We start from the raw sequence: 21087 nt of genomic DNA on the forward strand, positions 1-21087 counted from the left end.
GGGGGCGGGAAACGGCCGCGCGCCGCCGGGTCCGGGCCCGCGGCGCGCCTTTCAGACGGCGGGGGCGGGCGCGCCGCGCGCGCCAAGGTTCAGCCCGATCGACGCCTCGAGCAGCTGGCGCGTGTAGGGGTGGCGCGGCTGAAGGCGGCGCATGGTCTCGACGTCGAGGATCTCGACGATCTCGCCCGTGCGCATGACCGCCGTCGTCTGGCACAGATGCCCGACCACGCCCAGATCGTGCGAGACCATCAGATAGGTCAGGCCGCGTTCGGTGCGCAGATCGGACAGAAGGTTCAGGATCTCGGCCTGCACCGACACGTCCAGCGCCGAGGTCGGCTCGTCCAGCAGCAGGATGCGCGGCTCGGGCGCCAGCGCCCGCGCGATGGCGACGCGCTGGCGCTGTCCGCCCGAAAGCTGGTGCGGGTAGCGAAAGCGGAACCCGCGGCCCAGCCCCACATCCGAAAGCAGCCGCTCGATGCGCGCGTCGATGTCGCGAAACCCATGCAGCCACAGCACCTCGGACAGCATCCGGTCGACCGTATGCCGCGGATGCAGCGAGGCGTAGGGGTCCTGGAACACCATCTGCACGGCGCGGTGGAAGGCGCGGTCGCGCCTGGCGCCCTGCAGGGCGTCGCCCTCGACGGCGATGCGCCCGCTCCAGGTCGGGATCAGCCCGGCGATGGCGCGCAGGATGGTGGACTTGCCCGAGCCGGACTCGCCCACGAGGCCGAAGCTTGCGCCCCGGGGGATGGACAGCGCGGCGCCGCGCACGGCCTCGGCGCGGTCGGGGCCGGCGCCGAACCATACGGTCAGGTTCTCGATCTCTATCGCGTTCATAGAAGGGCGCTCACCGATGGGGCCTCGCGCCAGGCCGGGTCGCGTTCAAGCACCGCCAGGCGCGGGCGCGGGCGCAGAAGGTCGGGCGCCGAGTTCAGAAGCCCGATCGTGTAGGGGTGCCGGGCCTCGTGCAGCTTGCCGCCCTCGCACACCTCGACGATGCGCCCGGCATACATGATGAGGATGCGGTCGCAGAACCTGGCGACAAGGTTCAGGTCGTGGCTGATGAAGATCAGCCCCATGCCGCGCCCGGACACCAGCTTGTCCATGATCTGCAGCACCTGCAGGCGCACCGACACGTCCAGCGCCGAGGTCGGCTCGTCGGCGATCAGGATCTCGGGGCCCGGCGCCAGCATCATGGCGATCATCGCCCGCTGGCCCATCCCGCCCGAGATCTCGTGCGGGTAAAGGTCATAGACGCGCTCGGGATCGCGGATCGCCACCTCGTCCAGCATTTCGAGCGCGCGCATCCGCGCCGCCTTGCGGCCGATGGGGGCGTGGGCGCGCAGGGCCTCGGCGATCTGCTCGCCCACGGTCATCACCGGGTTGAGCGAGAATTTGGGGTCCTGCATGATCATCGCCGCCCGCCCGCCGCGCAGCGCGCGCATGCGCCGCTCGGAGACGCGCAGGATGTCCTCGCCCTTCATCAGCATGCGGTCGGCCGAGATCGTTCCCGGCCGCCGGATCAGCCGCAGAACCGCGCGGCCGGTCATCGACTTGCCCGAGCCCGACTCGCCCACGATGCCCAGGCGCTCGCGCCCCAGGCTGAACGAGATGCCGCGCACGGCCTCGAACACGCCCGTGCGGGTGGGAAAGCGCACCCACAGGTTTTCGACGTCGAGAAGGTGCGGCTCGCTCACCGGGCGCTCTCCTTCGGGTCGAACACGTCGCGCAGCCCGTCGCCGAGCAGGTTGAAGGCCAGCGACACGGTGAAGATCGCGATGCCGGGGATCGTGGCCACCCACCAGTGGTCGAGCAGGTATTTGCGCCCCTCCGAGATCATCGCGCCCCATTCGGGGCTTGGCGGCTGCGCGCCCAGTCCCAGAAAGCCCAGCCCCGCCGCCGTCAGGATGATGCCCGCCATGTCCAGCGTCACGCGGATCACCAGCGACGAGACGCACAGCGGCCAGACATGGCGCGTGACGATGCGCGCCGGCCCCGCCCCCTGAAGGCGGATGGCGTGGATGAAGTCCGAGTTGCGGATGGTCAGCGTCTCGGCCCGGGCGATGCGCGCATAGGGCGGCCATGCGGTCAGCGAGATGGCCAGCACCGCGTTCTCGATCCCCGCCCCCAGCGCCGCGACGAAGGCCAGCGCCAGGATCAGCCGCGGAAAGGCCAGGAAGATGTCGGTCAGCCGCATCAGCAGCACGTCGATCCAGCCGCCGGCATAGCCCGCCACCGTTCCGATCAGCAGCCCCAGCGCCGGCGCCACCAGCGCCACCAGCAGCACGATGTAGAGCGAGATGCGCGCGCCATGGAGCAGGCGCGAATAGATGTCCCGCCCGAGGCTGTCGGTGCCGAAGATGTGCCCCTCCCATCCCGGCGGCTTGAGCCGCTGCGCCAGGTCCTGCGCGAAGGGGTCATGCGTGGCCAGCCACGGCGCCAGGATCGCGCAGACCGTCAGCAGGATCAGGATCGCCAGGCCGATCATCGCCAGCGTGTTCGCGCGCAGCTTGAGCCAGCCCTGATACCAGGCCGCCGCGCGCGCCTGCGCGCGCGAGGTCGGCTCTTCGGCCAGCAGCCACTCGCGCAGCCCGGGTCGCGTCGCGCCGCTCATCGGGCCCTCGGATCGAGAAAGCGGTAAAGCATGTCGGACAGGATGTTGAGCAAGACGAAGATCGTTCCCACCAGCACCGTGCCGCCGAGCACCGAGTTCATGTCGTTCGCCAGCAGCGAGGTGGTGATGTAGCTGCCGATGCCGGGCCAGGCGAAGATGATCTCGGTCAGCACCGACCCCTCGAGCAGGTTCGCATAGGCCAGCGCGATCACCGTCAGCAGCTGCACGCGGATGTTGCGGAAGGCGTGCCCCCACACCACCTGCCATTCGCTCAGCCCCTTGACGCGGGCGGTGGTGACGTATTCGGCGCTCAGCTGCTCGAGCATGAACGAGCGCGTCATGCGGCTGACATAGGCCATGCTGTAATAGCCCAGCAGGCCCGCGGGCAGGATGATGTGCGACAGCGCGCTCTTGAAGGCGGCCCATTGCCCCTGCAGCAGCGCGTCGAGCAGCAAGAGCCCGGTTCTCGGCTCGACCACCCCCTGGTGGAATATGCCGATGCGCCCGGGCCCCGAGACCCAGCCGAGCATTCCGTAGAACACGAGCAGCCCCATCAGCCCCAGCCAGAAGATGGGCATGGAATAGCCGATCAGCCCGACCACCCGCGCGGTCTGGTCGACCCAGCCGCCGCGCCAGACCGCGGCCGCGACGCCCAGCGGCACGCCCAGCAGGACCCCTATCAGCGTGCCCAGCGTCGCCAGCTCGAAAGTGGCGGGAAAGACGCGGGCCAGATCCTCGGACACCGGCTTGCCGGTGCGGATCGACACGCCCAGATCGCCGCGCAGAACGTCGCTCACATAGATGCCGAACTGCGCCAGCAGCGGCCGGTCGAGGCCCAGCTCGCGGTAGGTCTGCTCGTATTGCTCCTGCGTCGCGCGCTCGCCGATCACGGCCAGGACGGGGTCGATGGGCATGACCCGCCCGATCATGAAGGTGACGAACAGCAGCCCCAGCAGCGTGGCCGCCACGCTCGCCAGCGTGCCCGCCAGCTTGCGCGTCCAGCGGGGCAGGCGCGGTCGTCGCCGCGATGGGGCGGGGCAGGCCGGTTCATCCGTCACGGGGGCGCGGGCTCCTTGAAAGGCGGCAGGACGGGACGGCGCCGCACGCGGCGCGCTGGGGCGGGAGGGCGCCGCGCGCGGCGCGCCGGGACGGGCGGCGCAAGGCGCGCCAGGGGCGCGGCGACGGTCTCGCCGCGCCCCGCAGCGGGGTCACTTCGTCACGACCCAGTAGGAAACGGCGGTGGTGGCGCCGCCGGCGACGAAGTTGTTCACGTTCGCGCGCATCGCGTTCTGCTCGATCTTCTGGAACATGATGCCGAAGGGGCTGATGCGCTGATGCTCGCGCTGCAGCTCGAGATACATGGCGCGCCGCTTGTCGGTGTCGTTCTCGACCACGGCGGCCAGGGTCTTCTCGTTCATCCCGGCCGGCACGGCCCAGGCGTTGCGCCAGGCCAGCAGGCCGGTCAGCCGCGCCTCGTCCGAATTGTCGGGGTTGAAGGCGAAGGTGCCCGCATTGGTGTGCGGGTCGGGATAGTCCGGCCCCCAGGCGCCCAGATACACGTCATGCTCGCGCGCGCGGTAGCGGTCGAGCGTCTGCGCCCCCGTTCCGACGATCAGCTCGACCTGGCAGCCCAGCTGGCTCCAGGTGTTCTGCAGCGACTGGGCGATGTCGATGCGCTCTTGCGCGTCGCGCACCGAGATCTTGATCGGCCCGCAATCGGGATGGGCGGATTCGGCCAGCGCGGCGCGCGCCTTGTCCATGTCGAAGCGCCAGGGCTTCTCGTCCAGCGCGCCCAGGAAGGTCAGCGGCAGGAAGGCCTGGTGCACCGTATACTGGCCCTTGAGGAACGAGTTGGCCATGCCGTCGTAATCCGTGGCCCATTTCAGGGCCTCGACCACCTTCGGATCGGACAGAAGCGGGTTCTTCTGGTTGGCCGACCAATACATGAGGCGGCCGCGCAGCTCGTCCACCACCTTCACGTCGGGATCGTCGCGCAGGCCGGCCACGTCCTCGGGGCTGAGGTTGCGCGCCACGTCGATGTCGCCGCGGCTGAGCAGAAGCCGCTGCGTCGCGCTTTCCTGGATGTGCTGGACGATCACCCGCTCCATGGCCGGCCTGGGGCCGTGGTAGTGGGGGTTGAGGTCCATCAGCACCGACTCGTTCGGCTTCCAGGCGACCACCTTGTAGGGGCCCGAGCCGGCGGTGTTGGTCCGCAGCCAGGCGTTGCCCATGTCGCCGTCCACCTCGTGCGCCATCGCCTCTTCGCGATCGACGATGCCGCCGACCGTGGCCGTCAGGCAGTTGAGCACGAAGGACAGCGCGTAGGGCTTGTCGAGCGTCAGCCTGAGCGTGCGGTCGTCGGTGGCGACGATGGTCTGCTCGACGTTCTCGGGGGTGAAGCCGAACTGCGTCAGGATGAAGGAGGGCGTCTTGTTCAGGATCACCGCCCGGCGCAGGCTGAACTCGGCGTCCCTGGCCGTGACCTCGCGCCCGGTCGAGAAGCGATGCCCCTCGGCGATCCTGAAGGTGATGGTGCGCCCGTCGGCGCTGATCTCCCAGCTTTCGGCCAGCTGCGGGCCGAAGCCCGCGTCAAGGTTCAGCGGGTCGAAGTTGACCAGCTTCTCATAGACGTTGCGGCTGACGTCGGCGCCGGCGAACTCGAAGCTTTCGGCCGGGTCGAAGGTCTTGATGTCGTCGATGCGGTTGGCGATGACCAGCATGTTGGGCGGCGTCTCGGCCGAGGCCGGGGCGAGCGGCGCCGCCGCCGTCAGCGCGGCGATGGCCGCTGCGATGAATCCTGCGCGAATCTTCATCTTGAATGCTCCCTGTTGGCGTTTTCGTCGCCGCGGGCCGCGTCGCGGCCCGCCGCCGGCTCATTCGTCCCAGGTCTTGCGCAGAACGCGCAGCCAGTTCTCGTGCGCCAGCTTGCGCATGAGCGCCTCGTCGTAGCCATGCGCGCGCATGGCCGCGGCCAAGGCGGGCAGCCCCGCGCAATCGCCGATCGGCTTGGGGACCAGGGCGCCGTCGAAATCCGACCCGATGCCCACCCGGTCCTCGCCCAGGATCTTTATCATATGGTCAAAATGCCGAAGCATCACGTCAAGCCCGAAATCGCCGTCCATGCGTCCGTCGGGCCGCAGGAAGGCCGAGGCGAAGTTGATCCCGACCATGCCGTCGCTTTCGGCGATCATGCGCAGCTGGCGGTCGGTCAGGTTGCGCGCATGGGGGCAGACGGCCCAGGCGTTCGAATGGGTGGCCACCAGCGGCGCGTCGCTGATCGCGGCGACGTCGTCGAAGCCTTTCTCGTTCAGGTGGCTCAGATCGATCATGACGCCCAGCGCGTTGCACGCGCGCACCAGCGCCTTGCCCGCATCGGTCAGGCCCGGCCCGACGTCGGGGCTTGCGGGAAAGCGGAAGGGGACGCCGTGGCCGAAGACGTTCGGCCGGCTCCACACCGGCCCGAGCGAGCGCAGCCCGCGCGCGTGCAGCTCCTCGAGCCCCTCCAGATCGGGGCCGATGGCCTCGGCCCCCTCGAGATGCGCGACCGCGGCCATGCGCGGCCCGCCCAGCGCGGCGGCGATCTGGGCGGCGCTGCGGCAGATGACGACGGCGCCCGCCGCCTCGAGCCGCTCGAGCGCGTCGAAGCCCGCGCGCGTGACCTCCAGCGCCGTCTCGCGCGGGATCGGGGCGGGCAGGGGCACGTCGTAGGGCGGCGCGCGCATGGCGTCGTCATTCAGCCCGCCGCCGTCGGGCGAGGGGACGAAGACGGCGAACAAGCCCCCGCCGAACCCGCCCGCGCGCGCGCGCGGCAGATCGATGTGGCCGCCGATGTGGCCGCCGATGGGCCCGCCGCAGCCCGGCTCCCGACCCGTTTCGCCGCCCTGTTCGCCGCCCTGTTCGCAGCCCGAGCCGCTGCGCCCGTCGCCGCGCCCGTCGCCGTCCGCGCCGTTGCGCGCGCCCGCGCCCGCGCCCGCGCCCGGGGCGCGGCCCCGGCGCACGCCGCGGGCGACGTCCTCGGCGTCGATCGCGCCGCGCACAAGGCGCAGGATCAGGTCGTTGTGGCCGTCGAAGAATACGGTTTCGGGCATCGGTCCTCCGCCGCCGGGGCGCCGCGGCCCCGGATGGAATCATTTGCGCGGCCGATGTTAGCGGGCCTGACGGCTTGAAAACACGCACAATCTTCGCCCGCCGCGATCCCGGCCCGGCGGCGGGGGCGGCGGCGGGGGGCTGCGCGCGGGTCTTCGCGCCCGGCGGCCGGCGGACCGATGCCGGACGCCCCCCGCGGGGCGGCGTCGATGCGCCGTCGATCAGGATGGCGGGCGAAGGATCGAAGGAAAATGGATCGCGGCGGCCGGGCCGGGCCCCGTCGCGCAAGAGCCGCAAGCGCCGCGCCGTCCGGGCCCGAGCGCAGGGCCGTCCATGCGATCGCCGCCGCGCCCGAGCGGCGCGGCGGGCCGTGCGGCGCAAATCCGCCCCGCCGCCCCTTCCTTGTCCGAGGCGGCGGGGCGGCGGCGGCCTCACTCGGCCTTGGCGGGCGCGGCCGGCAGGCCCTTGACGTAGCCGATCGGCGCCAGCGCGCGATCGGCCCACAGGGCCTTGACGACCTCCATCAGCTCGGCGCGGCGGGGGAACTTGTCGTCCAGCCGGAAGTCGCCCACATGCTGCGCGTTGGTCAGCGCGTAGGCATGGCCGCCGATGTTTTCATGGATGCGCAGGCCGGTCAGCTCGGCCCCGGCCGGCGCGGTCAGCAGCCGCACGGGCTTGTCCATGCCGTCCTGCCAGGCCCAGAGCGCGTTGTTGAGGTGCATGCGCGCGCTGTCCTCGCCGATGAACAGCGTCCTGTAGGCCGAGGACCAGTAGAGGTTGTCGGCATTGGCGATGCGGTCGATGTCGGCGGCGTTGCCCCAGGCGTCGGGCGTGTCCAGATCCTTGCCCATCAGACCCCGCGGCACGCTCATCGCCACGGGGACCAGCGCGCTGTCGATCGGCCGGCCGTCGGCGTCGGTCCGCCCGTCGGCCAGCGTCAGCGCATAGACCGCGCCGGCCTTGACCCTGGGCAGGCGGATGTGGTCGCCCGCGGCGCCCGTTCCCTTGCCCTCTTCCATGCCCTTCGAGATGTCGGTGATGGCGAGGAACACGCGCTTGCCCTCGGGGTCGTAGGCCAGCCCCTCGGCCTTGTTGAACTCGGTCGTGGCGCCCTTGAGGGCGGCGTAGCGCATGGTCTCGAGGAAGGCGGCGGCCTTCTCGTTCTTCGCCTTCAGATATTCGGGCTTCTTCGAGCTGCCGGCAAAGACCTCGACGAAGCCCTCGCGCGGTTCGTCCGAGACCTCGAAGATGTCCGAGAAGCTGACGCCCCCCTCGACCATGGCGCGGATCTCGTCGTCGCTCGCATGGCCCAGACGCACCCATTTCAGATCGAAGCTGCCGCCGTTCTCGGCGCTCTTCTGCTCGAGGCGCGCCGCATAGAGCGTGCCCGAGGACAGATCGCCCGGGCGGTCGGCGACGAACATCGTCAGATGGCGGTTCTCGCCGTCATGCGCGGTGATGACGGTGCGCTGATCGGCCAGGACCTGGCCGAGCTCGAAGGTGCCGCGGCCCATGGCGAAATGCTTGGTCACCTCGGCGCCGCCGTCGGCCTTGACGCGGATCTCGGGCGCCACGCCGCGCCAGTAGGGCGAGGCCAGCTTGCGCCCGCCATGGTAAAGATGGGTGAGCCCGCCCAGATCGTCGCTGCGCCCGCTCGGGTCGGCCTTGCGGTCGGCCTCGATGCGGCGGGCGTCGACGCCGTAATTCTCCTCGGACGACAGGAAGGTGCCCCAGGGCGTGGTGTTGGCGTTGCACGCCCAGACCAGCCCGCCCACGCCGGAAAAGTCGACCGGGCGCTGGGCGACGGGGGTCAGGCGGCCGGTCTCGGGGTCCTGGCGCATCTCGGTCAGCACCATGGTGGCGGGCAGGTTCGCGCCCCAGTTGCCCTTGGACCCGTCGGCATGCTCGAAGGCCCAGCCCTTGTGCCGCCGCGCGGTCGAGCCGTCGGCCAGCAGCCAGTCATATTCGAACTGGTTCGCCAGATACAGCTTGCCGCCGACATTGAGCAGCGCCGAGCCGTCGGGCTGTTCCGAAACCAGCGTCTGCGCGGGGTCCGTCGGGTCCGGGATCGGGCGCATGGCGTCGTCGTAGAGCGTGCCGGCCGGGCTGGCATTGGCGCCGATGCGGCTGCGGTTGGTCATGACCATCTCGTAAGACAGCGGCGACTCGACGACCGAACCGTCGGCATAGGTGGCGCGCACGCGCGCGGTCGAGAACATCCGGGCCATCTCGCCCAGCGTCTCGGGATGCTTCGAGGCGATCCATTCGACTCTTTCGATCGACTGCGCCAGGGCGCCCGTGGCCAGAGCGGATGTTGCGAGAAGCAAGGGGGCGAATGTCTTCATGGAAGCCTCCGTGTCTGTTCGGCGCGATCTGAGTAGCAGGTTTTCATGACCCCATGGCGACGATCCGCGTTCGTTTCGCCTTCGCCCGGCGTCTGCGCGGCTTTCGCGGGACTTGCGCCCGAAACATGCGCCCGAAGGCCCCGCGCGCGGCAGACGCAGCGCGGGTCTTGCGACGCGGGCGTTGAACGGCGCGCGCGCGGGGGGCTATGAGTTGCGCACATCTTGCATTCCCGCATGTCGGAGGTTCGCCATGACCGCGCCCGCAGACGCCCCCCAGCACGAACGCAAGCGCGGCTCGGGCGCGCGCATGGTCTACGAGATGCTGCGCGACGAGATCCTGACCCTCGCCCTGCCGCCGGGCCAGCCCATCGACGAGGTCCAGCTGGCCGAGCGCTTCGGCATGTCGCGCACCCCGATCCGCGAGGCGCTGCTGCGCCTGGCGGGCGAGGGGCTGGTGCAGACGCTGCCCAATCGCTCGGCCATCGTCGCGCCGCTCGACCTGCTCAACCTGTCGGCCTATTTCGACGCGGTGACGCTGATGTATCGCGTGACCACGCGCCTTGCCGCCCGCAACCGCAAGGACGAGGACCTGGCGCGCATCCGCGCCCTGCAGGCCGACTACGTGCGCGCGGTCGAGGCCGAGGACCCCCTGGGCATGATCGCCCTCAACCGCGATTTCCACGCCGCCATCGCCGAGGCCGGGCGCAACCCCTATTACGCCGCGCTGACGATGCGCCTGCTGGACGAGGGGCGGCGCATCCTGCGCATCTATTACCAGTCCTTCAACGACCGTCTGCCGCGCGAATACGCCGACGAGCACGAGGCCATCATCGACGCCATCGCCGCGCAGGACGTCGCGCTGTGCGACCGGCTGGCGCGCGCGCATGCGGATCAGATCGTGCGCCAGATCCAGAGCTTCTTCAGCCGCGACCGGCGCGATGACGTGTCGCTGGATCCTGCGTGAGATTCTTGTCGACAAAAATAATGCAATGATTAGGATGCCGCGCAGAGCCGCCGCCCGCGCGCGCCGCGGCTTGCGCATCCGCATCGCAAGGAGCTTTCGATGGATACCGCAGTCTTCAAGGGCGTGATTCCCGCGCTGATGACCCCCTGCAAGCCCGACCGCACCCCCGATTTCGACGCCCTCGTGCGCAAGGCGATCGCGCTGATGGACGCGGGCATGTCCGGCGTCGTCTATTGCGGCTCGATGGGCGACTGGCCGCTCCTGACCGACGAGCAGCGCATGGAGGGGGTCGCGCGGCTGACCGCGGCGGGCGTTCCGGTGGTGGTGGGAACGGGCGCGGTCAACACCGCCTCGGCCGTCGCGCTGGCGGCGCATGCGGCCAGGGTCGGCGCGGCGGGGCTGATGGTCATCCCGCGCGTGCTCTCGCGCGGGGCCTCGCCCGCGGCGCAGCGCAACCATTTCAAGGCCGTGCTCTCGGCCGCGCCCGACCTGCCGGCGGTGATCTACAACAGCCCCTATTACGGCTTCCAGACCCGCGCCGATCTGTTCTTCGCCCTGCGCGCCGAGCACCCGAACCTGGTCGGCTTCAAGGAGTTCGGCGGCCCCGAGGCGATGACCTACGCGGCCGAGCACATCACCGGCGCGGATGACGGCGCGCTGCTTCTGGCCGGGGTCGACACCGGCGTCTATCACGGCTACGTGCGCTGCGGCGCGGCGGGAACGATCACGGGCATCGGCAACGCCCTGCCGCATGAGGTGCTGCGCCTGGTCGAGCTGTGCAAGGCCGCCGCCGCGGGCGACGCGCGCGCTCGCCGCCGCGCGCAGGAGCTGTCCGAAGCGCTGGCGGTGCTGTCCTCGTGGGACGAGGGCTGCGACCTCGTGCTTTACTACAAGCACCTGATGACCCTTCAGGGCGACGAGGAATACCGCCTCAACATCAACCCCGACGACGAGCTGACCCCCAGTCAGCGCGCCTGGGCCGAGCGCCAGTTCGCGCAGTTCAAGGCCTGGTATGCCGAGTGGAGCGCCGCGGACGCCGGCTGACCCGGCGCCCGCCCTGCGGCCCCGGACGCGTCGCCGCCTCCAACGCCCCGCGGCCCGGCCCGAACGGCCTTCGCCGCAAGGCGCGCATCGGCCGTCGGGCGGGAGCGGATCGGAAAGGGCAGGGGGCGGCGCTCGCCGTCCCGCCCCGGCCCCCATCCCCGGCCCCGATCCCCGTCCCGGCGGTCGCGGCGCGCCTCAGGCGACGGCGTCCAGCCCCAGCTCTTCGAAGCGGCCGAGGGCGGCGCGTTCATCCGCGCTCAGCGCGACGCCCTCGGCCAGCGCCCGCGCCCGCGCCGCGTAGCGCCGTTCCGAGGGCAGGCGCGCGCCCTGGGCCTTGATGGCGGCGAACAGCGCCTCGGCCCGCGCGAACGGATCGCCCGGGCGGCCGGCGGCGAAGGCTTCGGGCGACAGGGCCAGGATCAGCTCGCCATGCGCGGGGGCGAGCGTCGTCGTGCCCAGCGCCTCGAGCGCCTCGGGGCTGGTCAGATCGCCGATCATCACCCCGGCCAGCAGCTCGATCATCGTCGCGATGGCCGAGCCCTTGTGCCCGCCGAAGGTCAGCATGGCGCCGGCCAGCGCGGCTTCGGGGTCGTCGGTGGGGTTGCCCTCGGCGTCGATGGCCCAGCCCTCGGGCAGCCTCTGCCCGGCGCGGCGGCGCAGCTCGATCTCGCCGCGCGCGGCCACCGAGGTCGCGAAGTCGAACACATAGGGGTCCGCGCCCGGGCGCGGCCAGCCGAAGGCCAGCGGGTTGGTGCCCAGCAGCGGCTTGGCGCCGCCCGCCGGGGCGACGGCCGCATAGCTGGGGCACATGGCCAGCGCCGCCAGGCCGTGGGCGGTCAGGGCCTCGATCTCGGGCCAGAGGGCGGCGAAATGGGTGCAGTCGTTGATCGCCATCGCCGCCAGCCCGTGTTCGCGCGCCCGCTCGACCAGCGTGGGCAGGCCCAGCTCGAAGGCCGGGTTCGAGAAGCCCCCGCGCGCGTTCACGCGCACGATCGCGCCCGCGGCGCCGGGTTCGAGCGTCGGTTCCGCGTCGCCGCGCACCTTGCCCGCCTTGAGCGTGCGCAGCACGCCCTCGATGCGGTAGATGCCGTGCGACTTGCAGCCGTCGCGCTCGCCCGCCGCGATCACGCGCGCAAGGGCGCCGGCCTGGATCTCGTTCATGCCCGCGCGGCGGAAGATGCGCGTCACGGCGCGCTCAAGCTCGTCCACCGTCATCGTGCTGGTCATGCGGCCCCTCCTTTCATCGGGTCGGCTGGTTGGGTTGACGTCTTGCATACACTACGCATACAAGACGGGCGCAAGGATAATCGCCGCGCCAGCCGCGCTTCAAGGAAGGACAGGCTGATGAGCTACACCCCCCATGGCAAGCACCTGATCGCCGGAGAATGGGTCGGCGCCCGCGAAAGCTTCGCCTCGGCGCCCGCGCACGGTCCAGGCCGCGCCTTCGCCGTCGGCGAGGCCGCCCATGCCGACCAGGCCATGCGCGCCGCCGAAGAGGCCTTCTGGACCTATGGCTGGAGCGCGCGCGCCGAGCGCGCCGCCTTTCTGCGCGCCATCGCCGACCAGATCGAGGCGCGCGGCGCCGACATCACCGCGATCGGGACGCAGGAAACCGGCCTGCCCGCGGCGCGGCTCGAGGGCGAGCGCGCGCGCACCACGGGGCAGCTGCGCCTGTTCGCCGACCATATCGAGAAGGGCGACTATCTCGACCGCCGCCACGATCCCGCCTTGCCCGACCGCCAGCCGGCGCCGCGCCCCGATCTGCGCCTGATGCAGCGGCCCATCGGGCCGGTCGCGGTGTTCGGCGCCTCGAACTTCCCGCTGGCCTTCTCGACCGCAGGCGGCGACACGGCGGCGGCGCTGGCGGCCGGCTGTCCGGTGGTGGTCAAGGGCCATCCCGCCCATCCCGGCACGGCCGAGATCGTCGCCGACGCCATCCTCGCCGCCATCCGCGAGCGCGGCGTGCATCCGGGCGTGTTCAGCCTGATCCAGAGCCCCGACCACAAGCTGGGCGTCGCGCTGGCGCAGCATCCGCTGGTCAAGGCGGTGGCGTTCACGGGCTCGCTGGCCGCGGGGCGGGCGCTTTACGATCTGTGCGCCGCGCGGCCCGAGCCGATCCCCTTCTATGGCGAGCTGGGCTCGGTCAACCCGATGTTCCTGCTGCCGGCGGCCATGGCCGCGCGCGGGGCGCAGATCGCGCAGGGCTGGGCGGGCAGCCTGACGCTGGGCGCGGGGCAGTTCTGCACCAATCCGGGGCTGGCGATCGTCATGGCCGAGCAGGCCGACGCGCTGGCCGAGGCCGCGCTGGCCGCCCTGCGCGAGGCCGAGCCGCAGACCATGTTGACCGAGGGCATCGCCCAGGCCTTCGAGCGCGGGCGCGCGCGCGTGGCCGCCGCGCGCGGGGTGCGCGCCCTTCTGGCCCAGCGCTGCGGCCCCCGCGAGGCGCGCCCGCAGCTGTTCATGGTCGCCGGCCGCGACTGGCTGGACGACGCCGTTCTGCACGAAGAGGTGTTCGGCCCGCTGGGCGTGATCGTCGCCGCGCGCGACGCGGACGAGATGCTGCGCATCGCCCATGCGCTCGAGGGCCAGCTGACCGCCACGCTGCACATGGACGAGGCGGACGCGCCCCTTGCGCGGCGTCTGGCGCCGGTGCTCGAGCGCAAGGCGGGTCGGCTGCTGGCCAACGGCTATCCGACGGGGGTCGAGGTGTGCGACGCCATGGTCCATGGCGGCCCCTGGCCGGCCAGCACCAATTTCGGCGCGACCTCGGTCGGCACGCTGTCGATCCGGCGCTTCCTGCGCCCGGTCTGCTGGCAGAACATGCCCGAGCAGCTTCTGCCCGAGGATCTGCGCGGGTGAGCGCGCGCCGGGCCCGCAATCTGTATACTGTTTGTATTTTTCGATTGCGCGGCGGCCCGGCGGGTGGGATAGTCGAAGGCGCTGAATCGCGCGGACGCGATCGCCGCCAAACAGGGAGAGAGACATGAAACGCACCTTCGTCATGGCCGGGGCGCTGGCCCTTGCGGCGCTGACCATGCCGGCCAAGGCCGACAAGCTGGACGACATCATCGCCTCGGGCACGCTGCGCTGCGCGGTGGTGCTGGACTTCCCGCCCATGGGCTTTCGCGACGAGAACAACCAGCCCGTGGGCTTCGACGTGGACTATTGCCGCGACCTGGCAAAGGCGCTGGGCGTCGAGGCCGAGATCGTCGAGACGACCTTCCCCGAGCGCATCCCCGCGCTGATGTCGGGCCGGGTGGACGTGGCCGTGGCCTCGACTTCGGACACGCTCGAGCGCGCCAAGACCGTGGGCTTCACCATTCCCTACTACGCCTTCGAGAACGCCGTGGTCGCCAACGAGAAGTCCGGCATCGAAAGCTGGGAGGACATGAAGGGCAAGACCATCGGCGCGACCGCCGGCACCTATGAGGCGATCTGGATCGAGGGCCGCCTGAAGGAGTGGGGCGCGGGCGAGTTCCGTCCCTATCAGAACCAGGCCGACGTCTTCCTGGCGCTGAGCCAGGGCCAGATCGACGCCACCGTCTCGACCGTCGAGGTGGCCGAGGCCAACGTCAAGTCCGGCAAGTTCCCCGGCATCAGGATCGTGGACAAGGCGCCCATGGTGCCCGACTATGTCGGCCTGATCACGCTGCGCGAGGAATACGGCCTGATCAACTACATGAACCTGTTCATCAACCAGCAGGTGCGCACCGGCCGCTATCAGGAGCTTTACCGCAAGTGGGTGGGCGACGGCGAGCCGGCCGATCTGACCGTCAAGGGCGTCTATCGCTGAGGCCGGGCGCGGGGCGCGGCGCAAGCCCGCCCCGCGACGGCGCCGGCGACGGCCGGGCGGCGCGCGCCTTTTGGGGGCCGGCCCCGGCGGCCCGGCGTTCGGGCGGCGGGCCGGCCCGGCCTCCGGTTCCGGGCGGCGGCGCGGCCGGGGCGGCTCCTTGGCGGGCCGCCTTCGCAGGCCCGGGGCGCAAGGCGCCGACGGGCGTCCGCGGACGGACGCGGGGGATCGCGCCAAGCGCGCCGCCGCGGGGCAGGAGGGGAACATGTTCAACTACACATTCCGCTGGAACCAGGCGCTGAACTCGCTGCCCCAGATGCTCGAGGGCGCGCTGGTGACGATGGAGATCGCCATCCTCTCGATGGTCATCGGCATCGCCATCGCCATCGTGCTGACGCTGTTCCGGCTGTCGCCGCTGCGGCCCCTGCGCGCCGTGGCGGCGGTCTGGGTCGAGATCGCGCGCAACACGCCCGCGCTGTTCCAGATCTACATGGTGCATTTCGGGCTGGGCAGCTTCGGCATCCACCTGACGCCCTATCTGTCGCTGCTGATCGGCATCGCCTACAACAACGCGGGCTACCTGACCGAGAACTTCCGCGGCGCCCTGTCCGCGATCCCCGAGACGCAGACCCGCGCGGCGCGCTCGCTGGGGATGACCTCGCTGCAGGCGTTCCGCCACGTCGTCATGCCGCAGATGCTGCGCATCGCCTTCCTGCCCATGACGAACCAGATGGTGTGGGCGATCCTGATGACCTCGCTGGGCGCGGTGGTGGCCATGAACTCGGACCTTTACGGCGTGGCCAACGACCTGAACGCGCGCACCTTCCGCACCTTCGAGATCTTCGCGATCGCGGCCGTGATCTTCTACCTGATCACCAAGACGATCACCATCTCGGCCCGGCTGCTGGCCGCGCGCCTGTTCCGCTACTGACGGGGGCCGGGATGTTCGACACCGCACTGACCGTCAACGACCTGCTGTTCCTGGCCCGCGGCGCGGGCATGACGCTGCTGGTCACCGCCATCGCCGTGGGGCTGGGCACCTTGATGGGGATCGTCTTCGGCGTCGTCCGATACCAGGTCGGCCCGTGGTGGGGCGCGCCGCTGACCTTCTTTCTGGACATCTTCCGCTCGATTCCGCTGCTGATCCAGCTGGTGCTGGCCAACGCCTTCGTCACCACCGTGCTCGGCTTTCGCGTGTCGGGCTTCACGGTGGCCTGCGGGGTGCTGTCGCTCTACACCGCGGCCTATTGCGCCGAGATCGTGCGCGGCGGCATCGAGGCCGTGCCGCAGACCGTGCGCCGGGCCGCGCGCTCGCTGGGCATGAGCTGGGGGCAGGACATGACCTACATCGTCCTGCCGCTGGCCACGCGCGTGGCGCTGCCCTCGTGGATCGGCCTGGCGCTGGGCGTGATGAAGGACACCTCGCTGGTCTTCGTCGTCCAGGTGGTCGAGCTGCTCAAGTCCACGCAGATCCTGATCACCCGCTTGCAGGAGCCGCTGTTCCTGCTGCTGATCTGCGGTCTGTTCTACTTCCTCATCTCCTTCCCGATCGCCCGGTTCGGCGGGTACCTGGAAAAGAAATGGCTGGCCAATGATTGAGATCGAGAACGTCCGCAAATCCTTCGGCTCGCTCGAGGTGCTCAAGGGCGTCTCGCTGACCGTGCCCAAGGGCGAGGTGCTCACCGTCATCGGCGGTTCGGGGTCGGGCAAGTCCACGCTGCTGACCTGCATCAACGGGCTCGAGCCCATCGACTCGGGCCGCATCCTGGTCGACGGCGTCGAGGTGCACGCCAAGGGCACGGATCTGAACCGCCTGCGGCGCAAGATCGGCATCGTCTTTCAGCAGTGGAACGCCTTCCCGCATCTGACGGTGCTCGAGAACGTGATGCTCGCCCAGCGCAAGGTGCTGGGCCGCTCGCGCGCCGAGGCCGAGGCCGAGGCCGTGCGCCAGCTCAAGCATGTGGGGCTGGGCGACAAGCTGTCGGTCTATCCCTCGCGCCTGTCGGGCGGCCAGCAGCAGCGCATGGCCATCGCCCGCGCGCTGGCCATGTCGCCCGACTACATGCTGTTCGACGAGGTGACCTCGGCGCTCGATCCGCAGCTGGTGGGCGAGGTGCTGGACACGCTGCGCATGCTGGCGGCCGAGGGCATGACGATGATCTGCGTCACGCACGAGATGAAGTTCGCGCGCGAGGTCTCGGACCGCGTGGCCTTCTTCCACCAGGGCGTGATCGCCGAGATCGCCCCGCCCGAAGAGCTGTTCGGCGCGCCCCGAACGCCCGAGCTGCAGAAGTTCCTGGCGGCGACGGTCTGAGCGGGCCATGTCCGATCGTCCCGACGTGATCGTGGCGGGGGCGGGCGTCGTCGGCCTGTCGGCGGCGCTGGCCATGCAGGCGCGCGGGCTGCGCGTGGCGGTGCTGGACCGCGATGGGCCGGCCGCCGGCGCCTCGGCGGGCAATGCGGGGGCCTTCGCCTTCACCGACATCCTGCCGCTGGCCTCGCCCGGCATCCTGCGCAAGGCGCCGCGCTGGCTGCTCGACCCGCTTGGGCCGCTCAGCATTCCGCCGGCCTACGCGCTGCGCATCGCGCCCTGGCTGCTGCGCTTCTGGCGCGCCTGCGCGCCGGCGCGCGTGGCGGCCTCGACCGCGGCGCAGACGGCGCTGATGGACCTGTCGCGCGCCGAGCTCGAACCCTTTCTGGCCGCCACGGGCACGGCCGGGATGCTGCGCCGCGAGGGCAATCTTCAGGTCTACGAATCCGAGGCCGAGTTCCGCGCCAGCCTGCCCGGCTGGCAGGCGCGGGCCGAGCACGGGATCGAGTTCCGCCACATGGACCGCGACGAGATGGCCGCCCTGCAGCCGGGCCTGTCGCCGCGGCTCGTGAAGGGCACCTTCACGCCGGGCTGGCGCTCGATCGAGGACCCGCTGCGCTACACCCTGGCGCTGGCCGAGCGCTTCGTCGCCCAGGGCGGCGAGCTGGCGCGGGCCGAGGTCGCGGCGCTGGTCCCGCGCGAGGACGGGGTCGAGCTGCGCCTGCGGGGCGGCGGCGCGCGGCGCGCGGGCATGGCGGTGGTGGCGGCGGGGGCGCATTCGCACCAGATCGCCCGCACCCTGGGCGAGCGCATTCCCCTCGAGACCGAGCGCGGCTACAACACCACCCTGCCGCCGGGGGCGTTCGATCTGCGCACCCAGATCACCTTCGGCGGCCATGGCTTCGTGGTCACGCGCCTGTCCTGCGGCATCCGTGTGGGCGGCGCGGTCGAGCTGGGCGGGCTGCGCCTGCCGCCCAACTGGCGCAGGGCCGACGCCATGCTGCGCAAGGCCGCCGAGTTGCTGCCCGGCCTTGCGACCGAGGGCGGGACGCGCTGGATGGGCATGCGCCCCTCGCTGCCCGACAGCCTGCCGGCCATCGGCCGCGCGCGCGCCACGCCGCGCGTCATCTACGCCTTCGGCCACGGGCATCTGGGGCTGACGCAGTCGGCGGGCACGGCGCGCATCGTCGCCGACCTGGCGACCGGCGCGCGGCCGCCCATCGACATCGCCCCCTATTCCCCGCAACGTTTCTGAGGACGTCCATGGCCTCTAACGCCTTCTTCTGCATCGACGGCCATACATGCGGCAATCCCGTGCGGCTGGTCGCCGGCGGCGGCCCGCGGCTCGAGGGCGCGGACATGCTGGCGCGACGCGCCCATTTCCTGCGCGACTACGACTGGATCCGCACGGGGCTGATGTTCGAGCCGCGCGGGCACGACATGATGTCGGGCGCGATCCTCTACCCGCCCACGCGCCCCGATTGCGACGTGGCGGTGCTGTTCATCGAGACCTCGGGCTGCCTGCCCATGTGCGGGCACGGCACGATCGGCACGGTGACGCTGGGCGTCGAGCACGGCCTGATCGCCCCGCGCAGGCCGGGGCGGCTGTCGCTCGACACGCCGGCGGGCAAGGTCGAGGTCGAATACCGCCAGGAGGGGCGCTTCGTCGAAGAGGTGCGCCTGACCAACGTGCCCGCCTTTCTCTACGCCGAGGGGCTGAGCGCCCATGTCGAGGGTCTGGGCGAGATCGTCGTGGACGTGGCCTATGGCGGCAACTTCTACGCCATCGTCGAGCCGCAGAGGAACTACCGCGACATGGCCGACTTCACCGCCGGCCAGCTGGTCGAGCTGTCGCCGAGGCTGCGCGCGGCGCTGAACGAGAAATACGAGTTCGTCCACCCCGAGGATCCGCGCATCTGCGGGCTGACCCACATCCTGTGGACCGGCGCCCCGACGCGCCCCGACGCCGACGCGCGCAACGCGGTGTTCTACGGCGACAAGGCCATCGACCGCAGCCCCTGCGGCACCGGCACCTCGGCGCGCATGGCGCAGCTGGCCGCGCGCGGGCGCCTGCGTCCGGGCGACGAGTTCCGCCACGAAAGCATCATCGGCTCGGTCTTTCACGGCCGCGTCGAGGCGCCGGCCGAGGCGGGGGGCCGCACGGCCATCATCCCCTCGATCGCGGGCTGGGCGCGGATGACCGGGCTCAACACCATCTTCATCGACGATCGCGACCCCTTCGCGCATGGCTTCGTGGTCCGATGAGGGGGCGGGTCGTTCTTCCCGGCCGGGCCGAGGGCGAGGTGCTGGCCTCGGACGAGCCGCTCAGCTTCTGGGGCGGGGTCGATCCGGCCGCGGGCCGGGTGATCGACGTGCGCCATCCGCTGGCGGGGCGCGAGCTGGCGGGGCGGGTGCTGGCGCTGCCGGGCACGCGCGGCTCGTGCACCGGCTCGGGGGTGCTGCTGGACATGGCGCTGGGCGGGCGGGCGCCGGCGGCGCTGGTCTTTCGCGACGAAGAGGACGTGGCGACGCTGGGCGCGCTGGTCGCGGCCCAGCTGTTCGACCGCCCGCTGCCGGTGCTGCGCCTTGACGCCGAGGCCTTCGCCCGCCTGTCGCGCGCCCGCCGCGCCGTCATCGGCCCCGACGCGATCGAGACCGATCTGGGCGCCGTGCCGCTGGACCCGCCCGCCGCCGACCTGCTCGAGCTGAGCGCCGAGGACCGTGCCATGCTCGACGGCGCGCACGGACCGGCGGCGGCGCTGGCCATGCGCATTCTGCGCGCCATGGCCGCCAATCAGGGCGCCGAGCGGCTGATCGACGTGGCTCAGGCCCATATCGACGGGTGCATCTACGCCAGCCCCGCCAATCTGACCTTCGCCGAGCGCATGCTCGAGCTGGGCGCGCGCGTGCGCATTCCCACGACCATGAACGCCATCTCGGTCGATCACGCCAACTGGCGCGCGCAGGGCGTGGCGCCCGATTTCGGCGGCCCGGCCCAGCGGCTGGCCGACGCCTATGTGCGCATGGGCTGCCGGCCCAGCTTCACCTGCGCGCCCTATCTGCTGGAGGACGCGCCGCGGCCCGGCCAGGCCGTCGGCTGGTCGGAATCGAACGCCGTCATCTACGCCAACTCGGTTCTGGGCGCGCGCACGGCCAAGCATCCCGATTTCCTCGATCTGTGCATCGCGCTGACCGGGCGCGCGCCCCTGTCGGGCCCGTATCTCGAGCGCAACCGCCTGGCGCGGCGGGTCATCGAGGTCGAGCTGCCGGACGGGATCGACGACGCCTTCTGGCCCTTGCTGGGCTGGCTGGCGGGCAGGCTCTCGCCCGACCGCATTCCGCTCTTGCGGGGGCTGGCGGCGGCCAGGCCGGGGCCCGAGGCGCTCAAGGCGCTGTGCGCGGCCTTCGGCGCGACCTCGGGCGCGCCCATGCTGCATGTCGAGGGCGTCACCCCCGAGGCGCATCTGCTCGATCCCGACGCCGACCGCGCGCGCATCGACCGCGCGGCGCTGCGCGAGGGCTGGCGGGCGCTGAACCGCGGCCCCGAGCAGATCGACCTGGTGGCCGTCGGCAGCCCGCACGCCTCGGCCGAGGAATGCCGCGCCCTGGCCGATCTGATGCAGGGGCGCAAGGCGCGCGTTCCGCTGATCGTCACGCTCGGGCGCGGGGTGTTGGAGACCATCCGCGCCGAGGGCGTGCTGGCGCGGCTCGAGGCGGCGGGGGCGCGGGTCATTCCCGATCTGTGCTGGTGCTCGATCGTCGAGCCGGTCTTTCCGCCCGAGGCGCGCGCCGTCATGACCAATTCGGGCAAATACGCCCATTACGGCCCCGGCCTGTCGGGGCGGGCGGTGCGCTTCGGCGCGCTGGCCGCCTGCGCCGAGGCCGCCGCCACGGGGCGCGCGCCCCGCGATCTTCCCTCCTGGCTGAGCTGAG

The 21087-nt window shown here is 71.4% G+C and carries 18 protein-coding genes; 10 read left to right on the forward strand and 8 right to left on the reverse strand.

The window, feature by feature from the left end; all coding sequences use genetic code 11:
- Window positions 1–51 precede the first annotated feature (51 nt).
- The 7 genes from BMW67_RS09210 to BMW67_RS09240 form a co-directional block, all read right to left on the reverse strand.
- Window positions 52–837 (reverse strand): ABC transporter ATP-binding protein, encoded by a 786-nt coding sequence (locus BMW67_RS09210; protein WP_072747255.1) that lies wholly within the window; start codon window positions 835–837, stop codon window positions 52–54.
- Window positions 834–1697, reverse strand: a complete 864-nt coding sequence (locus BMW67_RS09215; protein WP_072747256.1) for an ABC transporter ATP-binding protein — start codon at window positions 1695–1697, stop codon at window positions 834–836. The genes BMW67_RS09210 and BMW67_RS09215 overlap by 4 nt, the downstream gene beginning before the upstream one ends.
- Window positions 1694–2614, reverse strand: a complete 921-nt coding sequence (locus tag BMW67_RS09220) for an ABC transporter permease (RefSeq protein ID WP_072747257.1) — start codon at window positions 2612–2614, stop codon at window positions 1694–1696. The genes BMW67_RS09215 and BMW67_RS09220 overlap by 4 nt, the downstream gene beginning before the upstream one ends.
- Complete coding sequence (locus BMW67_RS09225; protein WP_072747419.1) at window positions 2611–3624, reverse strand: ABC transporter permease; 1014 nt, start codon at window positions 3622–3624, stop codon at window positions 2611–2613. The genes BMW67_RS09220 and BMW67_RS09225 overlap by 4 nt, the downstream gene beginning before the upstream one ends.
- Before the next feature lie 198 nt (window positions 3625–3822).
- Complete coding sequence (locus BMW67_RS09230; RefSeq protein WP_072747258.1) at window positions 3823–5427, reverse strand: ABC transporter substrate-binding protein; 1605 nt, start codon at window positions 5425–5427, stop codon at window positions 3823–3825.
- A 60-nt stretch (window positions 5428–5487) separates the two neighbouring features.
- Complete coding sequence (locus BMW67_RS09235; RefSeq protein ID WP_083581273.1) at window positions 5488–6702, reverse strand: dipeptidase; 1215 nt, start codon at window positions 6700–6702, stop codon at window positions 5488–5490.
- Window positions 6703–7131: 429 nt separating this feature from the next.
- Complete coding sequence (locus tag BMW67_RS09240; protein ID WP_072747259.1) at window positions 7132–9045, reverse strand: alkaline phosphatase PhoX; 1914 nt, start codon at window positions 9043–9045, stop codon at window positions 7132–7134.
- A 250-nt stretch (window positions 9046–9295) separates the two neighbouring features.
- On the opposite strand from BMW67_RS09240, the gene BMW67_RS09245 reads away from it, so the two are divergent.
- Both BMW67_RS09245 and BMW67_RS09250 read left to right on the forward strand, forming a co-directional pair.
- Window positions 9296–10009, forward strand: a complete 714-nt coding sequence (locus tag BMW67_RS09245; RefSeq protein ID WP_072747260.1) for a GntR family transcriptional regulator — start codon at window positions 9296–9298, stop codon at window positions 10007–10009.
- 99 nt (window positions 10010–10108) lie between these two features.
- Window positions 10109–11053, forward strand: coding sequence for a dihydrodipicolinate synthase family protein (locus BMW67_RS09250; protein ID WP_072747261.1), 945 nt, complete (start codon window positions 10109–10111; stop codon window positions 11051–11053).
- 195 nt (window positions 11054–11248) lie between these two features.
- Here BMW67_RS09250 and BMW67_RS09255 read toward each other — a convergent pair whose 3' ends face one another.
- A complete protein-coding gene (locus BMW67_RS09255; RefSeq protein WP_072747262.1) occupies window positions 11249–12280 on the reverse strand; it encodes an Ldh family oxidoreductase in 1032 nt (343 codons plus the stop codon).
- A 117-nt stretch (window positions 12281–12397) separates the two neighbouring features.
- On the opposite strand from BMW67_RS09255, the gene BMW67_RS09260 reads away from it, so the two are divergent.
- The 8 genes from BMW67_RS09260 to lhpI all read left to right on the forward strand — a co-directional run bounded on the left by BMW67_RS09260 (window position 12398) and on the right by lhpI (window position 21086).
- Window positions 12398–13912, forward strand: coding sequence for an aldehyde dehydrogenase (NADP(+)) (locus BMW67_RS09260; RefSeq protein ID WP_072747263.1), 1515 nt, complete (start codon window positions 12398–12400; stop codon window positions 13910–13912).
- Window positions 13913–14036: 124 nt separating this feature from the next.
- On the forward strand, window positions 14037–14846 hold the full coding sequence (locus tag BMW67_RS09265) for an ABC transporter substrate-binding protein (RefSeq protein WP_072747264.1): 810 nt from the start codon (window positions 14037–14039) through the stop codon (window positions 14844–14846).
- 262 nt (window positions 14847–15108) lie between these two features.
- On the forward strand, window positions 15109–15774 hold the full coding sequence (locus tag BMW67_RS09270; RefSeq protein ID WP_072747265.1) for an amino acid ABC transporter permease: 666 nt from the start codon (window positions 15109–15111) through the stop codon (window positions 15772–15774).
- Window positions 15775–15785: 11 nt separating this feature from the next.
- Window positions 15786–16442 (forward strand): amino acid ABC transporter permease, encoded by a 657-nt coding sequence (locus BMW67_RS09275; RefSeq protein ID WP_072747266.1) that lies wholly within the window; start codon window positions 15786–15788, stop codon window positions 16440–16442.
- Window positions 16435–17157: an amino acid ABC transporter ATP-binding protein gene (locus tag BMW67_RS09280; protein WP_072747267.1), complete on the forward strand. Its 723-nt coding sequence runs from the start codon at window positions 16435–16437 to the stop codon at window positions 17155–17157. The genes BMW67_RS09275 and BMW67_RS09280 overlap by 8 nt, the downstream gene beginning before the upstream one ends.
- A 7-nt stretch (window positions 17158–17164) precedes the next feature.
- On the forward strand, window positions 17165–18409 hold the full coding sequence (locus BMW67_RS09285; RefSeq protein WP_072747268.1) for an NAD(P)/FAD-dependent oxidoreductase: 1245 nt from the start codon (window positions 17165–17167) through the stop codon (window positions 18407–18409).
- Between the two features lie 8 nt (window positions 18410–18417).
- Window positions 18418–19419, forward strand: coding sequence for a 4-hydroxyproline epimerase (locus tag BMW67_RS09290; RefSeq protein WP_072747269.1), 1002 nt, complete (start codon window positions 18418–18420; stop codon window positions 19417–19419).
- Window positions 19416–21086 (forward strand): cis-3-hydroxy-L-proline dehydratase, encoded by a 1671-nt coding sequence (gene lhpI / locus BMW67_RS09295; protein WP_072747270.1) that lies wholly within the window; start codon window positions 19416–19418, stop codon window positions 21084–21086. Before BMW67_RS09290 ends, lhpI begins: the two co-directional genes overlap by 4 nt.
- Window position 21087: the final 1 nt, after the last annotated feature.

It is taken from the genome of Oceanicella actignis, assembly GCF_900111545.1.
Lineage (GTDB): Bacteria > Pseudomonadota > Alphaproteobacteria > Rhodobacterales > Rhodobacteraceae > Oceanicella > Oceanicella actignis.

What these genes read in the sequence shown, in the direction of transcription:
- BMW67_RS09265 (WP_072747264.1), top strand. Translation starts at nt 14,037, where the DNA reads ATGAAACGCACCTTCGTCATGGCCGGGGCGCTGGCCCTTGCGGCGCTG.
- BMW67_RS09250 (WP_072747261.1), top strand. Translation starts at nt 10,109, where the DNA reads ATGGATACCGCAGTCTTCAAGGGCGTGATTCCCGCGCTGATGACCCCC.
- BMW67_RS09290 (WP_072747269.1), top strand. Translation starts at nt 18,418, where the DNA reads ATGGCCTCTAACGCCTTCTTCTGCATCGACGGCCATACATGCGGCAAT.
- BMW67_RS09275 (WP_072747266.1), top strand. Translation starts at nt 15,786, where the DNA reads ATGTTCGACACCGCACTGACCGTCAACGACCTGCTGTTCCTGGCCCGC.
- BMW67_RS09240 (WP_072747259.1), bottom strand. Translation starts at nt 9,045, where the DNA reads ATGAAGACATTCGCCCCCTTGCTTCTCGCAACATCCGCTCTGGCCACG.
- BMW67_RS09260 (WP_072747263.1), top strand. Translation starts at nt 12,398, where the DNA reads ATGAGCTACACCCCCCATGGCAAGCACCTGATCGCCGGAGAATGGGTC.
- lhpI (WP_072747270.1), top strand. Translation starts at nt 19,416, where the DNA reads ATGAGGGGGCGGGTCGTTCTTCCCGGCCGGGCCGAGGGCGAGGTGCTG.
- BMW67_RS09230 (WP_072747258.1), bottom strand. Translation starts at nt 5,427, where the DNA reads ATGAAGATTCGCGCAGGATTCATCGCAGCGGCCATCGCCGCGCTGACG.
- BMW67_RS09220 (WP_072747257.1), bottom strand. Translation starts at nt 2,614, where the DNA reads ATGAGCGGCGCGACGCGACCCGGGCTGCGCGAGTGGCTGCTGGCCGAA.
- BMW67_RS09285 (WP_072747268.1), top strand. Translation starts at nt 17,165, where the DNA reads ATGTCCGATCGTCCCGACGTGATCGTGGCGGGGGCGGGCGTCGTCGGC.
- BMW67_RS09270 (WP_072747265.1), top strand. Translation starts at nt 15,109, where the DNA reads ATGTTCAACTACACATTCCGCTGGAACCAGGCGCTGAACTCGCTGCCC.
- BMW67_RS09255 (WP_072747262.1), bottom strand. Translation starts at nt 12,280, where the DNA reads ATGACCAGCACGATGACGGTGGACGAGCTTGAGCGCGCCGTGACGCGC.
- BMW67_RS09245 (WP_072747260.1), top strand. Translation starts at nt 9,296, where the DNA reads ATGACCGCGCCCGCAGACGCCCCCCAGCACGAACGCAAGCGCGGCTCG.
- BMW67_RS09210 (WP_072747255.1), bottom strand. Translation starts at nt 837, where the DNA reads ATGAACGCGATAGAGATCGAGAACCTGACCGTATGGTTCGGCGCCGGC.
- BMW67_RS09235 (WP_083581273.1), bottom strand. Translation starts at nt 6,702, where the DNA reads ATGCCCGAAACCGTATTCTTCGACGGCCACAACGACCTGATCCTGCGC.
- BMW67_RS09280 (WP_072747267.1), top strand. Translation starts at nt 16,435, where the DNA reads ATGATTGAGATCGAGAACGTCCGCAAATCCTTCGGCTCGCTCGAGGTG.